Origin of the sequence: Bradyrhizobium sp. Rc2d (assembly GCF_900099855.1) — a bacterium.
Taxonomy (GTDB): Bacteria; Pseudomonadota; Alphaproteobacteria; order Rhizobiales; family Xanthobacteraceae; genus Bradyrhizobium.
Genome location: NZ_FNCU01000001.1, coordinates 886349 through 902433, shown reverse-complemented (window position 1 = coordinate 902433; position 16085 = coordinate 886349). Strand labels below are relative to the sequence as shown.

General features: G+C 64.2%; 14 protein-coding genes. 9 read left to right on the top strand and 5 right to left on the bottom strand.

Features of this window, described 5'->3' with window-relative positions; genetic code table 11:
* Positions 1-195 precede the first annotated feature (195 nt).
* From BLV07_RS04210 to BLV07_RS04180, 7 genes are all read left to right on the top strand, one after another.
* A complete protein-coding gene (locus tag BLV07_RS04210; RefSeq protein WP_091880025.1) occupies positions 196-528 on the top strand; it encodes a hypothetical protein in 333 nt (110 codons plus the stop codon).
* A gap of 97 nt (positions 529-625) precedes the next feature.
* Positions 626-1015: a hypothetical protein gene (locus BLV07_RS04205; protein WP_091880022.1), complete on the top strand. Its 390-nt coding sequence runs from the start codon at positions 626-628 to the stop codon at positions 1013-1015.
* A gap of 2 nt (positions 1016-1017) precedes the next feature.
* On the top strand, positions 1018-1287 hold the full coding sequence (locus BLV07_RS04200) for a hypothetical protein (RefSeq protein WP_091880019.1): 270 nt from the start codon (positions 1018-1020) through the stop codon (positions 1285-1287).
* A gap of 1 nt (position 1288) precedes the next feature.
* Positions 1289-1963: a DUF8336 domain-containing protein gene (locus BLV07_RS04195; RefSeq protein ID WP_091880016.1), complete on the top strand. Its 675-nt coding sequence runs from the start codon at positions 1289-1291 to the stop codon at positions 1961-1963.
* Positions 1964-2778: 815 nt separating this feature from the next.
* Entirely contained in the window at positions 2779-3036 is a 258-nt protein-coding gene (locus BLV07_RS04190) for a hypothetical protein (protein WP_091880013.1), read from the top strand.
* 89 nt (positions 3037-3125) lie between these two features.
* On the top strand, positions 3126-3542 hold the full coding sequence (locus tag BLV07_RS04185) for a hypothetical protein (protein ID WP_091880010.1): 417 nt from the start codon (positions 3126-3128) through the stop codon (positions 3540-3542).
* 13 nt (positions 3543-3555) lie between these two features.
* The gene (locus BLV07_RS04180; RefSeq protein ID WP_091880007.1) at positions 3556-3849 is read left to right on the top strand and encodes a hypothetical protein; all 294 of its coding nucleotides are present in this window, start codon (positions 3556-3558) and stop codon (positions 3847-3849) included.
* Here the strand turns inward: BLV07_RS04180 and BLV07_RS04175 are convergent.
* Together BLV07_RS04175 and BLV07_RS04170 are read right to left on the bottom strand one after the other, a co-directional pair.
* Complete coding sequence (locus BLV07_RS04175; RefSeq protein ID WP_091880004.1) at positions 3803-5371, bottom strand: site-specific integrase; 1569 nt, start codon at positions 5369-5371, stop codon at positions 3803-3805. The two genes, BLV07_RS04180 and BLV07_RS04175, sit on opposite strands and share 47 nt — an antisense overlap.
* A 694-nt stretch (positions 5372-6065) precedes the next feature.
* Entirely contained in the window at positions 6066-6293 is a 228-nt protein-coding gene (locus BLV07_RS04170; protein ID WP_091880001.1) for a hypothetical protein, read from the bottom strand.
* Positions 6294-6719: 426 nt separating this feature from the next.
* Between BLV07_RS04170 and BLV07_RS04165 the strand changes: the two genes are divergently transcribed.
* Both BLV07_RS04165 and BLV07_RS04160 read left to right on the top strand, forming a co-directional pair.
* Positions 6720-8741 carry an autotransporter assembly complex protein TamA gene (locus tag BLV07_RS04165; RefSeq protein WP_244550950.1) on the top strand — a complete coding sequence of 674 codons (2022 nt, stop codon included), beginning with the start codon at positions 6720-6722 and terminating at the stop codon, positions 8739-8741.
* Positions 8741-13087 carry a translocation/assembly module TamB domain-containing protein gene (locus tag BLV07_RS04160; protein ID WP_091879999.1) on the top strand — a complete coding sequence of 1449 codons (4347 nt, stop codon included), beginning with the start codon at positions 8741-8743 and terminating at the stop codon, positions 13085-13087. The genes BLV07_RS04165 and BLV07_RS04160 overlap by 1 nt, the downstream gene beginning before the upstream one ends.
* Positions 13088-13285: 198 nt before the next feature.
* On the opposite strand, the gene BLV07_RS04155 is transcribed toward BLV07_RS04160, so the two are convergent.
* The 3 genes from BLV07_RS04155 to BLV07_RS04145 all read right to left on the bottom strand — a co-directional run bounded on the left by BLV07_RS04155 (position 13286) and on the right by BLV07_RS04145 (position 16015).
* Complete coding sequence (locus BLV07_RS04155; RefSeq protein ID WP_091879997.1) at positions 13286-13735, bottom strand: VOC family protein; 450 nt, start codon at positions 13733-13735, stop codon at positions 13286-13288.
* A gap of 40 nt (positions 13736-13775) precedes the next feature.
* Complete coding sequence (locus BLV07_RS04150; protein WP_210187781.1) at positions 13776-14987, bottom strand: ABC transporter substrate-binding protein; 1212 nt, start codon at positions 14985-14987, stop codon at positions 13776-13778.
* 98 nt (positions 14988-15085) lie between these two features.
* Complete coding sequence (locus tag BLV07_RS04145) at positions 15086-16015, bottom strand: LysR substrate-binding domain-containing protein (protein WP_091879992.1); 930 nt, start codon at positions 16013-16015, stop codon at positions 15086-15088.
* Between the last annotated feature and the right edge of the window lie 70 nt (positions 16016-16085).

Sequence of the window (16085 nt, the reverse complement as noted above, 5' to 3'; positions counted from 1 at the left end):
AGGCCTCGCTCGATGCGCCGCCGCCGTCGGAGAGCGACCATGGCGCCCACATTCCCTCGGCCAGGCGGCGTGGTTAACGCGATAGGGAAGCTAAGCCTTCAGACTGTCAACAAATGAGCTGTTGAATTCCTCTGAACGAGTGGACACGTTGTCTACTAAGTACGGCGCGATGGTCGACGTCGAGAGGAGAAGACAATGCGTGACTGGATCGTGATGACCGCGAGCGCGTCGATGCCGAGCAACTGCAGGGGAATCTACCGCAACGTTGCCGTGATCGAGATCGAGAAGGCCGGCATCGTGCCGAAGATGATCAGCGAGCGCGCCCGCGGCGTCCGCCGCATCGTGCGCCACTACGGCCCGCAGTCGGTCGGCAAGACCGACCGCTGCGCGTACGCGTGCGCGGTCGCCAGCGCCGAGGCGATGTGCACCAAGCTCCGGGACGAGCACGCGGCGAAGCTCGCCAGACTGCACGATGCGTTGAGCGGCGGCGCGCAGTTGACCGCGCCCGACATGGCCATGCTCGACTGATCACGCCAACATCGACCCCACGCCCGGCGGCTTCGGCGTACCGGGCCTTAGGCGTCAGGAACGCCGCTGTCGCGGCGTCGAGGAGAAAGTCATCGCTATGAGCTACGCCACCGGATCGCTCGTCAACCTGCTCTACAGCCAGTGCGCCAACCTGTCGCCCAAGGCTGGCGATGGCGCCACCATCCTCTGCTGGACCGACCGCCATGCCGCAACCGTGATCAAGGTCTGGCAGGACAAGCGCTACGAATACGTCACCGTCCAGCATGACCACGCCAAGCGCGTCGATCGCAACTACCAGTCCGAAGTCCAGTCGTACGAATACACCCCCGATCCGAACGGCCGTACCGAGACCTATCGCCGCAAGCTGACGGACGCCTCGCATCGCTGGGAGGGCTGCTACCTGAATGACGAGACCGGTCGCTGGAACAAGAGCTCCGGTCGCGTGAAGCTCGGCGTCCGCGACGAATACTACGACTACAGCTTCTAACAATGGCCAAGCTCTCGCCCCGCGCCGCCCGCATCAAGTCGGCCGCCGGGCTCGCGTTCGGACCGCGCGGCCTGACGAAGCTGGCGGCGGCCGCGAAGCCGAAGCTGTCGAAGCAGCTCCTGAGCCTCATCGTCGGCGACGAGCGCGAGGTCACTGACGACGTCTACCTGCGCGTCGCCGAGGCGCTGGCGAGGGAGGCCGATCGCATGCGTGCGGTCGCGGTGAAGCTGGACAAGATGGCGCTGCAGATGTTGCGCGAGATGGAGGAGTGACATGGGCTTCCTGCTCGAAGCCGCTATGAAGGCGGCAGCCGCGCCCGTCGAACCGGTGCAGCTCGACCTCACGCTACCGCCGCCGCCTGTCGTTCTTACCAAAGTGGCCCCGCCGCGCCACTACCGCGTCAACGATCGGATGCTGTCGCCAAGGTTCTTCAATGGCACCGTCGAGGGGACGATCACGGCTGACGGAAAGTTCGAGGGCGAGACCGTGGTAGATCCGCCCCCGCCCGGAACGATGATGCGCTTTAAGTGGCACCGCTTCGATGGCGATCGCTTCGCGTCTGGATCGGTCGTTGTTTTGGCCGAACTGCTCGCATTCGAAGCATGGGAAATCCATCGCTCGGAGATCGCGAGAGAAGAGCACACATGGCAGAATCTCGTCGACCGTGCGATCGACGAAAACGAAGCCCGCGATTTCAATGCCTCCCTCCGGATCCCGGTCCGTTGGCAGCCGGCGGAGAAGATCGCGCTGAACGCCATGTATGATACCGGTGCGGCGAACGGTCGGCGGCGCAATTCCGTCGACCACGTCCAGGTCATGGAGCCATTGACGATCGGCCGCATCAAGCGCGAAGCGAAGGATCTGCTGTGCGGCGCCAAGCCCGGTCGCGAAGGCCTATCGACCACGGGGCCGTACTGGTTCAGCAAAGATAGCGATCCCATCCTCTAGGTGACGTGCGCGTCCTGCCTCCGGATCGCGGAGCGGTTCCGCTGCGTGGAGTTCGCTTGATCTTGCTCTTGCGCCGCTCCTCGCGCGGCGGGCCCGTACAATTTCATCGAACAGCCGAAGGGAACGGTCGGTACGGTTCGCAAGGCTACGAAGAAAAAGGGGGTTACGACCTATCTTGTTTGGATCGAGCCCGGCGTCTGCTGCGAGCACGGTATCTATAGCGAGTTCTCCAACCATAACGCCCCGATCACGGCGTTTCTCGAAGGTGCCTGATGGCCAGCATGAAGGTCTCATCGGCGAGGCCGACAATTGCGACTGTGATGCTAGATCGCGGCGCGGATGCCCGGGTTCACGATGAAAGGGGCGATGCTGCGCGACTGCCGCTTACCACTTATAGCTCGGCCGCGTGATTAAGCGGGTGCGAAGCTAGGCAAAAGACCGAGATATTTTGGTTAACGCCAACTGCGTCCGGAATACAGGCATGTTTTCCACAGCCAAAGCGATGGCCCTGGCGTCCGACCTAACGCGGGTTCGGAACGAAAATTGCGCCCAGCGACGATTCTGAGGTGGGCATCCGCCGTACGCTTGAAAGAGGCCTTTCCGCCGACGCGAACGTGCTTTCGGCTGCGGGTCGATCTCGGGGGCGTTTCTCTCCATCGTGAGTTTCCTTCGTCTGGCAGAGCAGACTCGACAGAACGAGCGGCTTCGCGGCATCAAGGCGTCGGTCCGAAAGGGCGCGATGCTTCACAAGCGACTGCGTCCAATTGTGCACTCGTCAGGAGCGATGCCGCCGTGGCGTCGCAGGAGGAAAATAGATGAGCGAAGTTTCCGTGCGTATCGAGCCCAAGACGCTCGAGCTTTTCCTGTACATCGCCGGCGAGGCACAGCATTGGGACTGGACGCCGCCGATCGAGGGCCTGATGCCGTTCTCCCGTGAGGACAAGGGCCGCTTTATGCAATTGAAGAAGAACGATCTCCTGTTCGTCGATGCGGTGGACATCGACAACCACGTGATCCACTTCACCGATGCTGGCGTGGCCTTGGCCGCGCAGCACGGCGTTGAGATCGAGTGACAGCGCCGACATCGATCTTGCGCCCGGCGGCTTCAGGCCTACCGGGCCCGGGGCATCAGAGGGGCAGCTCGTCCCTAGGAGACTTGTCCATGAACATGAAGCTCGTTGACGCCGTTCTTGCCTGCCATGAGGCCGGGTTCGAGTGTGTCGCCCTGCCGCTCGGCGACTTCGTCGACCCGCGCGTCATCGTCGCCGTCCGCGAGAACCGCGACCCGGTCGACCATTTCGTCTTCACCGCGGAACCGCGCCTGCGGATCTCCGAAGCCAAGGCGTTCCATGAGAACCTCGCCCGTGCCAAACGCGACCGCGAAGTTTCCGCGCCGCCCGCGCCCGCGAGCGTATGCAGCGCACCGTCGCCGCCCTGTTCCGGGAGTAGACGCGTGATAGCCAAGCTCTTGAACCGCGCCGTCCGCGTCATCGCCGCCGGCAAGCTGCTGTTCGACGACAGCGGCTGTCAGAGCCCGGTCTCGCGGATCTGCGGCGGGGGAGGAGTGAGTTGTGCCTGAGAAGAAGTTCATAATGTCAGAAGCCATCGGGCTGATTGAGGATGCCGGGTTCAATGAAAGCGGCAAATACTGTCCGCTTCGCTTCCATATCGAGCGCTGCCGCGAGGGCCTGTTCGTTCTTGGTCGTGATGACCAGGACGACAAGCGCTCATGGCCCTACGTGTCGTTCTTCGTCGACGGCCATGGTATCGTGACTACAGCCAAGCGAGATGTCGAAGTTCAGATCGAAAAGCTCGTCGACGCGATCGAGAAATCCGGCTTCAAACGCTGGAAGCGAGACGCCGAGATGGCGTCTTCGGCTTCCTGATCGTCGCCGCCGGCGCCGGCATCGTACCGCCGGCTTTCAGGAACGCTTCGATCAGCGCGTCCGACCAGGCGCGCATCGCGACGGCCTTCTCCTCCATGTGCTGGCTGACGCTGTAGAAGTCGCGCGTCGTCGGTGCCATTTCTTCGTCGGTCGAATCCTTGAACGCGTGCGCCAGCGTCAGCGACGCCGCACGCGGTGAGACGTGCTTCTCCATGAATTTGGTCATCGCCGTCCGAGCGAGATGCAGCGAATAGTAGTGAAGCCCGTCAAGGGCGCCATCCGTGCGCATGCGGGCGACGTGCTTGTTGAGCGAATTGGGGTAGACCGAGACGTCCTCGTTCCCGGGGTCCCGGCCTTCGCGGCGTGTGGACGCGAACACCCACCTCGTCTTCATGTCGCCGTGCTCGTTCGCGACAAGCTGCTTCCAGTCTTGCATGGAGTGCAAGGCGATGTCGCGGACGACCGGCGGCAGCGGCAGCCAGAAGACTGATTTCGCTTTCATCTGGTCTTCTTCCCACATGGCGCGTCCCCAGCCGAGCTCGCCGAACTCGTCCTGCTCCTGGAAGTTCGAACGCTCCAGCTTGACCGTCGTATATCTCCGATTTGCGGTGCAATTGGCCCACCAGAGGCCGAATCTCACGCCGGGACCCACCATGTCGCGGCCGGTGCGGCCCCGGCAGTATTCTTCATGACGCGCGAGCACGGCGCCGATGATTTCGACGTTGATGTCGGATTTGCGCTGCAGGCGCACGGCCTTTTTGGCTGCGATCGCACGCTGCTCCTCGTCGGACGGGTCATCCGTGGTCAGCCGCTCCCACCATCTGTCGGTACCATCCACCAAGCCGCTCTTGGTGGGGTGCTTGGTCGCTGCCCAGCTCATCGCCGACCGGAACCATACGACGAATTTCATGCGCGCATGGTGCACCCCCGATCCTTCGCGCTTCGCCACTATGCCGTCGCGGGCAGCGTCGACGATCTCTCTGTTCAGATCGGTTACCAGCATCGGACCGAGGACGTGCAGTGAGCCGTGCGAAAAGGCGCGCCGAATGTCGTCGACCGTCGCCGGGGACGGCGGCTTCGTGCGCCCGTTCAGCCAGCGGCCCCGCGCCATCATCGCCGTAAACTTCAGGCAGACCTCGGATGTCGTCCAGGGCTTCGGCTTCTCCGGCACGGGAGCCGGCTTCTTCCTCTTCGGTTCTGTTTGGGAGAGTTCGGCGTAGACGCGCTTGGCAACCTCGCGAGCGTCGCGCAGATTCAGATAGCGCGGGTCGACGTGGATGCCGGTGGCAGAGCCGATGACCTTCGTCTGCTTGTAGGCCCTGACTACCCAACTGACCCTTTTGCCGCGCCTGCGCAGCGTGAGGTAGGTCTGCTCATCGTCGTTTAGGTCGTAGATCTTCTCGTCGCCCGGTTCTGCCGTCTTGGCTGCGGCTACGGCCGCCGTGACGTCGCCCGGGCCGATCCGGCGCCGGTGCTGCTCGCCCTTCTTTTCCGCCTCCTTCTCATCGACTTTCGCGTCCACGTCGGCTACTCCGTACAAACAAGCCGTACAAACGATATGGGCTCGACCTCGTCGGAGAAAGCGTTTCGTGGTGCGAGGAGAGCGGGTTTCCCTGAAAAAACCCCAGCAAAGTTAATGGGTGAACGCCGGAGAGGTTAAGCCACTTGCATCATAATCCTGGGGTCGGGGGTTCGAGTCCCTCCCCCGCTACCAATCGTACGAGTTTCTCCGCCAAGCTACGATTTTCCGCGACACCATGCGCTCGAAGGTAGCGCTTCGGGCCGGCGACATGGGTGGTCGCCAGCGCCGGATCAATGGCGGTTGAGCCGATACCGTTGACGCGTCGATTGATAACAAGGCCGCGCCGTCGCCTCTACCGTCTCCGAACGCGTATCCAAGGCGGCCGGACGAACATTGATCGGCAGATCGCCAAAGCCGAGGCGTAGAACGGCGAATAAATCTCCAGACCAAGCGCCGTCACCGATTTGAAGCTCCGACTTTGGGAGTGTCGACCAGAAGCGCCCAACGCTCCTGCGACATCAAACGCGCCCGGCTTCAATCGAAGGCCGCACGAAGCGCCGCCATCGGGCTTCACCAATCGACAGGACTCTTCTGGTTGTTGACCCTAGGCCGCAACCGTCGAGAGCCCGGTCGCAAGGAGCCTTTGATCTCCACGTCAAACGCGCCCTGGCGAGGCCGAGGAGCCTACGCATGTCTAGCGATAGTTCATGGCGAAGCGGGCACGTTTTTTCATCGATCGCTTTCCCAATCCAAACGCACTCAGGATCTTTGTTTGGATCATCTCAGCGACGTCGATGGTGTGAGACGAGCGTGAGAAGAGCTTGAACTTGTCATGATCGAAATAGCTCGCGCATCGCCGCAGGCGATAGCCGGGACGCCTTTGGGGAAGTGCAGCGCGGATAGGGGCGCTTGAACTTGCCATGGCTGCTCCGCAGCTACTCAAGGGGACGCTGGAATCACGCCTTGAAATTTCCCGATCATGAGTCCGATGTGGATGTTCCCCGTTGCAAGAAATTCTGTGAGGACTCGTTACCACCGGAATGCCGTCCAAACACAATAATGGCAAAGAGTCGCGTGCGGAACTCTTCGGATGGGGCACACAGTTTCTAGAGCATTTTTTCGTGGAGCGTACCTGAACAGTGGAGCTTTCTTGAACGTCGCGGTCTTTGTTCAATCAATAGAAGATCACGAAGACGATTTTTTCTGTGCCCTACATTGTCCATCATGATGTCTATCAATTTCGCGTGTGGTGCCTGTTGAATGCGGAGACAGGGGATCGCCGGGCCTGAGTTGCAGAGGCTCGAGTTGTGTCAACAGGCGAGTACGGAGCGGAACAATCAAGCAAATCGTGTTGCGATGCCTGCCGCTGCGGCGGGCAAGGCGAGGATATTTTGTCGCTGCGGCGCGAGGTATCCTGCGTTCGGGGTGCGTCGCCGTCGTCAGTTGGTCGCTGTGCGAGCAGGCTCACGCGCTCGATTTCTTTGGCCTTTTCGGTTCCGACGATCCGCCGCCGGTCAGCGCCACGACGCTGTCCTATCGGCTGGAGATCGAAGCCAAGACGCTGGATGGCAAGAATGATAATGATAGTGACGCCGAGCAGGTGTTGCGCGATGCCTCCGGCACCTATCGCCTCCGACAGGAACCACCGCCGGATGGCGAAGGTCTCGTGCGCCGGCTTCAGGCCGATATCAATCCGCTGCTCGATGCCCTTTGGGGGCTTGGCCGCTATAATGGCCAGATCGATGTAACCGTGGACGGAGTTCCCGTATCCCCCGACGAGACCGGGCTCGCCGCCGCGGCGCGTCGGGCCGACACCTTTCGCAATCGGTCGGTCGTTCCAATCAAGGTCACCGCACGGCTCGGTCCCTTGTTCAAGCTGCGCACCGTCGATGTGGACTACCCGCACGACCAAGCGCCGCATGGATTGCCGCGCCGCGCCTTTTCGCTGAAGTCCGGCGATCCAGCGATCTCGGCCGACCTACGTGCCGCGCAGGTGAAGCTCGTGGACTGGTTCCGCAGCAACGGACATCCGCTTGCGAAGATCGCCGACGTCAAGGCCACCGTCGATCATGCGGCCGCCGCAATGGACTTTCGGCTGCGGGTCGAAGCGGGCCCCAAAGCCGGCATCGGCGCCGTCACCATCTCGGGCGGAGATGTCGACCCGAGGGTGGTGGCCACGCATGTCCACCTGAGGGAAGGCGAGCCTTATTCGCCCGAGCGGCTTGCCTTGACGAAGACCTCGATCGCCAGGATCCCAGCCATTGGAGGAATTCGCATCCGCGAGGCCGACAAGCTCGATGCCAATGGCAACCTGCCGGTCTTCATCGATTTGACGGAAAGGCCCAGGCACGCGGTGGGTCTCTCGGCGAAATATTCCACCGTCGATGGTCCCGGCATTGCAGGCTATTACGAGGATCGGAACATATTCGGCGGCGGCGAGCGCCTGAGGCTCGAAGCCTCGGCCTCGCTTCTGCAACGGCTCGACGGCACGTCCTTCAACGGCTTCAATAATCTCCACGCCTCGGATTTCGGCGCGCGATTGACCGCTACCTTCATCAAGCCGGGCATGTTCGGTACGGCCAACGATCTTCTGGTCGAGGCCACTGCGTTCCGCGAGCGTGTCGGCAACAACGACCTCGGCGGTTACGCCGACGATACGGTGCGCGGCACGTTCGGCGTGATCCACCGCTTTTCGGAGGCGGCTTCGCTGCAGGCCGGTCTTCAGGTCGAGCAATCGAAATCGCTGGACGTGCTGGGGCGGGTCGACGCGACGCTGATCGGCTTCACCGCGACCGGCCGCTACGACACCACCGACAATCCGCTCGACCCCACGCGCGGTGTGCGCCTCTCGGCGACCGTCAATGCCTATCCGAAGCTGATGGGCTCCACCATCGATCTATTCGAAGGGCGGATCGCGGGCTCGGCCTACTATGCGCTCGACGAGCAGGCCAATTACGTTCTGGCGGGCCGGTTGGCCGCAGGCTCGCTTGCGGGAGCGCCGCTCGCCGAGATCCCGGATGCGCATCGCTTCTTCGCTGGCGGCGGCGGATCCGTGCGCGGTTACGGCTTCAACACCATTTCGCCGATGATGTTCGGCCAAATCACCGGTGGTCGCAGCCTGATCGAGGGCTCCGCCGAGGTGCGGGTGAGGATCACGCCCACCATCGGCCTCGTGCCATTCTTCGACTTTGGCACCGCCTCCCGATCATCCGTGCCAGGCTTCGACGACTATGTGGGCTATGGGGCGGGACTTGGCTTGCGTTATCTCACGCCGGTCGGCCCGATCCGCCTCGATGTTGCGACGCCGCTGAATCCACGCCCGGGCGACAGCCGCTACGCAATCTATCTCAGCATTGGGCAAGCATTCTGATGCGCATCCGACGACCGCTCATCGTTTGTTCCGCCGTTGCCGCCCTCGGGCTCGTCTGCGTCGCGTTGCTCGGCATCGTAGGCTACGGAATGGTGGGCGGGAGCGGCGAGAACCAGCAGGATGTGCTGGCCAGTCTTGTCTCGCGGACGCTCTCGACGCCGGCGACCCAGGTCCATGTCGGCGCCGTCGATGGAGCGTTGTCCTCGGATGCCACGGTCCGCGACGTCAGCATCACCGACAAGGACGGAGTTTGGCTGACGCTCGACAAGGCGCGCCTCGTCTGGCGACGCAGCGCACTGCTGCTGGGGCGACTGGAGATCGACCGTCTCGAGATCGGCACGCTTGAGATCAGGCGAAAGCCTCTGCCATCCGACCAGCCTGTCGCCGAGTCCGACCAGTCGATCCTGCCCGACCTTCCGGTGAAGGTGCAGGTGAAGGCTTTCGACCTGCGAGCCCTGACGCTGGGGCAGTCCATTCTGGGTGAAGCCCTCAGTGTCGCGGCGACCGGCAATACCGAGCTCGGCTCGCCCGCCGAAGGGCTCGTCTTCAATCTCGACGCCATCCGCAAGGATTTTCCGGGCCGCTTCAAGGCCGCTCTCGCCTACGTTCCGCAGGGAAATGCGCTGACCCTCAACGTCACGCTTGACGAGCCGGCCCATGGACTCATGTCGAAGCTCGGCCATTTGCCGGGCGAGCCGCCCGTCACATTCGCGCTGGGCGGCCAGGGTACGCTCGACAGCTTTCGTGGTGCCCTGAAGTTGCAGGCCGGCCCCACGATCGATGCGACCGGCACGATGACGCTTGACCGAAACGGGGCGGGCCGAGTGTTTGCAACGCGCCTTACTAGCCATCTCGGGCCGTTGTTGCCGGCAATTGCCGCGCCGGTCTTTGCCGGTGAAACCAAGCTCGATAGCACGACGCGTATTGGTGACGACGGCAGCGTCGCCCTAAACGGGCTGACGCTCACGAGCCGTCTCGCCCGGCTCGACGCGAAGGGCCTGCTCGGAGCCGACAAGGTCGTGGATTTCGCGGCTTCCATCCGCGCCCTGCCAAGCAACGGCGATGTGACCGAAACCGACCACGGGTCGATCCGCAGCCTCGTCTTCGATAGCCACGTCACCGGCCCGATCAAGGCTCCCACAGCATCGGTCAAGCTCGCGCTGTCGGGTGCTCATCTGCCGGATGGAGACGTCGAGACGCTTGACGCTTCCGTCACGGCCCTCCCTCGCGCCGAAGCCAGCGATCCCGCAACGCGTATCATCCTTGACGCGAACCTGCGCGCCTCCGGCATTGCGCCGCGCGACGCGAGTCTGGCGGCCGCGATCGGCAGCACCGCATCGCTCGTGCTCCACGGCGATACGGACCTGGGCGGACGCGCCAGGATCGAGCGTCTCGAGATCGGCACCTCCACGGTTCAGGCGACCTATACAGGTGATGTCAGCGCCGATCGCCTGCATGGCCGTGCTGCCGGAACCGTGCCCGACCTCGGCAACTTTGCCGACCTTGCCGGGCTGAAGCTCAAGGGCTCGGCGGCGTTCGGCCTCGATCTCGACGCGGACCTCCAGCGTGGCAGCTTTGACGCCCGAATGTCAGGCACCGGCGAGAAGCTTGCGACGGGACTTGCGGCGCTCGATGGGCTCGCGGGAGCGCGGCTCGCACTCGCAGCCGATCTCTCTGCCGATGGCCGCGACACCTACACGGTCCGCGGCGCGTCGCTCGATGGAGCCAATGTCGCGGTTCGCGTCAAGGGAACGGTGACGCGCGACTCGAGCGACCTGTCGGCCCGTGTGGACCTGCCGGATCTCTCGGCGGCCGATGCGCGCCTCACCGGTGCGGGAGCTCTCGACGTCGGCATGACCGGCGGGCTCGCGCATCCCGGCGTTTCGTTCGGGGCCTCGGTGGATCGCGCCACCGCGATGCGGCGCCCCATTCCGCATCTGGAGCTGGCCGCGACGGTCAACGACATCAACGGGCTCTGTGCCATCGACGCCAAGCTCAACGGCTCCGTCGACGGCAACCCGGCGCGCGGGATTGTTCAGGTGAGCCGCCGATCGTCGGCGCGTGAGGATCGCGGAGCTCCCGCCTTTGCCGGATGGCACGCAAAGACTCTCGACATCGCGATCGGCTCGGTGTCTCTGAAGGGCGCAGGAACGGTCGACGCGCAGAGATTCGCAAGCGGGCAGATTCGCTTCGCTGCTGGGGCGCTCGCCGACCTCTCACCGCTTGTTCTCACAGAACTCGCCGGTTCGGCCTCACTCGACCTTGCCGCTTCGGCTGATGGCGGCCAGCAGTCCGTCCGTCTCGTTGGCAAGGGCGCAGGAATCCGTGCCGCCGGTATGGCCATCCGCAGTTTCGATCTGCGCGCCGATGGCGCCGATCTCTACAACCATCCGGTGCTCAATGCGGATGCCCGGGTCAACGATGCCGCGTTCGGCGGTCAGACCGTCTCGAACATCGCGCTGACGGCCAGGGGCAATGCCGATACGAGCACGATCGGTCTCTCCGCCAAGGCTGCCGGCTTCGATCTCGATGCCGCGGGTGCGTTGACGTCCAAGGAACGGACGCGGTTCGATCTCAATCGTTTCACCGCACGGCGCGGCGCCAAGGCGATCGTATTGCAGGGGCCCGCAGGCTTCACGCTCGACGACGGCACGGTGCTGATCGAGCATCTGGCGCTCGGAATTGGCAGTGGCCGCTTCACCGTCGATGGCAAGGCCGGCAAGGCGCTCGACCTCAAGGCCGTGGCAAGTGCGATTCCGCTCGGCGCGGCCGATGTCGCGATGCCCGGTTTGGGGCTCACCGGGACGCTTGACGCTTCAGCCGCGATCGCCGGCTCCGCGAGCGCGGCGATGGGTCAGTACAACGTGGCCGTCAAGCAGCTCGCGGCGCCGCAGACCAGGAGCGCGGGCTTGCCGCCGATCGACATTGCCGCGAATGGGCGGCTCGATGGAGGCCGCGCGAGCTTGAACACTACAGTTGCCGCGGGAAAAGCCGGCACGTTCACGGCGTCGGGCACGCTGCCGCTCGACGCCACGGGCCCGATTGCGCTGACCGCGAAGGGCCGTCTCGATGCCGCCGTCGCCAATGCGATGCTCTCCGCCTCCGGCCGCACCGTGTCCGGTAGCGTCGCGCTCGATGCCCGTGTCAGCGGCACGCGCGCGAAGCCTCAGATCGGCGGTGTCGCCACCATGAGCGGAGGCACCTTCCGTGACAGCATGCTCGGCACGCGCCTCGATGCCATCGAGGCGAAAATCACCGCCGAAGGAGAGCGGATCGTCGTGGAGCGCCTGGCCGCGGTGACGCCCAACGGCGGCACGTTGTCCGGCTCCGGCCAGGTGCGGGTCGCCCCGGATGCAGGCTTCCCGGGCACGGTCTCGATCCGTGGCCAGCAGGCGACCCTCGCCGCCAGCGCGCTGGCGACCGCTCAGGCCAATCTCGCCCTCGACGTCACGGGCGCCCTGGCGCGCGATCCACGGATTGCCGGTCGCATCGACCTGACCCGCGTCAGTGTCGATATTCCGGACCGCCTGCCTTCGACGCTCAAGCCGATCGACGGCATCAACCATGTGAACGCCTCGGGCCAGGCCGCCGCACGCCTTGCGGCGGAGAAGGCGGAGACGCTGAAAGGCGGCAAGGCACGCCCGGCGCTCTTCAACGCGTCGCTCGACGTGACGGTCTCGGCGCCGAACCACGTCTTCATCCATGGCCGCGGGGCGACTGCGGAGCTCGGCGGCTCCATTCACGTGGGTGGCACGACCAACGGTCCGGTGCCGAAGGGCGCCTTCTCGCTGTTCCAGGGCAAGCTGGTGGTGCTCGGAAAGACGTTGAACTTCACCAAGGGTAATCTCTCCTTCAACGGAGATCTCGCGCCCGAGCTCGATTTCGCGGCAGAGATACAGGCTTCCGACATCACCGCACAGGTCGGAATCTCGGGACCGGCGGCCGCGCCGGTCTTCGCCTTCCATTCGCAGCCCGAGTTGCCGCAGGATGAGATCCTGTCGCGCATTCTCTTTCAGAAGGCCTCGGGCAGCCTGACGACCTCGCAGGCCGTACAGCTCGCAGGGGCCGCGGCTCAGTTTGCAAGCGGTGGCGAGGGAACGGTGGATCGCATGCGCCGCTCGCTTGGCGTCGACAATCTGGACGTGGGCGCCGGGGCGGGCGGTCCGATGGTCGGCGCCTCGCGCGCGATCGGCGACAGGCTGAGCGTGGGTGTGCGGACGGGCGCGAGCCCCAGCCAGTCAGGCGTGTCGGCCAATGTCGACGTGACGCGCCACATCCGCGTCGAGTCGGATGTTGATGCGAAGGGCTCGACATCCGTCGGGGTCGGCACGCGATTCGAATGGTAACGCAAAAGCGATTTCTTCGACCCATCCCGGCTCATCCGAGAGGGGCGATCATGTGTCGTGCCGCGAGAACGCGAAGGCGCGTCTGCTGTTTGAAAATCGAAGCGCATGGCAAATCGATATCCCCTGGCTCGACGTTCTCGCAGCGTGAGCGGCAACGAGTCGGCGATTGCGTCGAGCGGAGGCGCGGTGTCCATGGGCTCATCCCCCGAAGCCGTAATAGTCGCGCACCACCGGCTCGCGCAGCTTGCCCGGCTCGAAGACCTCGATGACGACGCCATCGGGCGCGCCGAGCATGAAATAGCCGCCACCTCCGCCCAGGCGGCGGATCGGATTGGGAATATGCAGGCCCGCGGCCTTCATGCGTTCGTACAGCTCGTCGATGCCGACGACCTGCATGCCGAGATGATGCACGGCGTTCTTGCCTTCGCCGCGCGGCAGCTGGTCGTAGAGATGGAGGGCGCCGATACCGACCTTGATGAAGACGTTCCGCGCACCTGCGACATCACCATCCCACATCACCACGGCATCGAACCATGTCCTATAGAAATCGATGGTGGCATCGACGTTGGATGCGAACAGATGCACGTGTTGGAGGTGGTAGCGCTGCTTGGTGCCGTAGGGGTACTGCCATTCGTTTTCGGGTGTCATTGTTGTCCTCGGATGTTGAAATCGGATGTCTGATATCGCGTCAGTGCTTCACGAGCGGGCAGGTGCTCTCAGTCAGCGGGATGGTCAGGTCTCGAGCCGGGATCGTGCGCAGAATCTTGTAGAGGTCCCACTCCCCCTTGGACTCCTTGGGAACCTTGACCTCGGCGAGATACATGTCGCGAACGACGCGGCCGTCCTCGCGGATCGTGGCGCCGTGCGTGAAGGCGCTCTCGATCGGCGTTGCACGCATCTTCGCGATCACGTTGTTTGCGTCGTCCGATCCGGTTGCCTCGATCGCCTGCAGATAGTGACGGACGGCCTCATAAACGCCGATCTGCATGAAGGTCGGTCGCTGTCCCTTGCGCCGCGCCGCGAACCTCTCCGACCAGGCGCGGGTCTGTTCGTTGAGATCCCAGTAGAACGGCGTCGTGAGGAAGGTGCCTTGTGTCGCCTGGAGGCCGAGCGAGTGGACGTCGGTGAGCAGCAGCAGCATCGCGGCCATCTTCTGCCCGCCGGCGGTCAGGCCGAACTCCTCGGCCTGCTTGATGGTTGCGACCGTATCGCCGGCGGCATTTGCGAGCCCGACGATGTCAGCCTTGGAAGCCTGCGCCTTCAGAAGAAAGGACGCGAAATCGGTGGTGCCTTGCGGGTGCGCCGAGGCTCCCAGCACCTTGCCGCCGCTGGCATCAACGACGGCGCTGGCATCCTTCTGAAGCTGATGACCGAAAGCATAGTCCGCGGTCACGAAGTACCAGCTCTTGCCGCCGCCCTCGACCACGGCCTTGGCCGTGCCGCGGGCGAGGGCGTAGGTGTCGAAGGTCCAGGCCACGCTGGTCGGCGCGCAGAACTGGTTGGTGAGCGCGGTCGTTCCGGGCGACGAGAACAGCATGACGCGCGACCGTGTCCGGGCGACCTCCTGAACCGCCAGCGCGACGGCCGAGTTCGGAACGTCGGCGATAGCGTCCACGCCCTCCTGCTCGAACCATTTGCGGGCGATGCTGGCGCCGACGTCGGGCTTGAGCTGATGGTCCGCGAACACGATCTGGACGGGCTTGCCGGCGACGCGGTTGCCGAACTCCTCCGCAGCCAGTTGCGCCGCGACGACCGAGCCTTCGCCCGTGGCATCGGAGACGATGCCCGACATGTCAGTCAACACGCCGATCTTGACGATGTCGCCGGAGATCTGTGCGCCAGCAGGCGCGCTTGCGCCGATCGCTAGTCCTGCGACGAGCATCCCCAATACCAGCCTCATCCAGCGTTCCCCCATCATGATTTGATGAAAGGGTCTGTGTCAGAGCCGGTTCAGACTGGCAAACGAGGCTTTTTCGGTGCGCCTTGAGCGAAACTCAACTAGCCGGCCGCACGCTTTCGCGTGGATGTCCTGGTTGCCGCCTTGTTGCTGCCCTGCTGTTTGCAGGCATTGCACAGCCAATTGGCAAAGGCCGCGACGGCGGTGTCGTCCTCCATGCGCTGCTCGTATTCGAGCACGAAGTAACGTCGCGTCGGCCGCACGATGCGATGCGCCTTGACGAGATTGAGCTGCGCAAGATCCGGAGCGAGCAGGCTCTCGATCGCGATGGCGGCGCCGAGCCCGGCCGCCGCAGCTTCGATGGCGAGGCCAAGGTTCTCAAAACTGCTCCCGCCGCGGATGGGGACCTTGCCGAGTTGCGCATGGTCGAGCCAGCGCCGCCAATCATCCGGTCGCGGCCTGTTGTGCAGCAGCGGAACGGACGTGAAGTCCAGCGCGCCGTCCTTCAGCAGAGCCGGCGAGCAGACCGGCACGGTCGCGATCGGCAGCAGCGGGTGGGTGACGAGGCCGGCCCTGGGTTGTCCGTCCGAGACAGCGATGACGGCGTCGTAGCGGCTGGCGAGAAGGTCCACGGGATTCGCGCTGGTGTGCAGATCGATCTCCAGCTCGGGATGTGCTGCCCTCAAGCCGGGCCATATCGGCAGGAGAAAACGCGACAGGAAGAATCCGTAGACGCCGACGGAGAGCCGCCTGAATTGCCGGAGGTGCAGGCCTTCGGCCGCATCCGCAATGCGGTCCAGCGCTTCGCGCGCGGAATCGGCGAAGGCTTTGCCGGCCGAGGTCAGGACCAGGCCTCGCGATCCGCGCAGGAACAAGGCCGTGCCCATGCGCAGCTCGAGTGCGCGGACATGCCGGCTGACAGCGCCAACCGTGACGTTCAGCTCGTCGGCGGCGCGCGTGATCGACAAATGGCGTGCGGCAGCCTCGAATGCCCGGACGGCATGGAGCGGAGGAAGTCGTCGTGACGCCATGATAGTCCGCCCCGCGGGTTATTCGCGCCTTGAGTTTGGCTCAAGGCGCCCTCCCAAGAAGTCGTTTGCG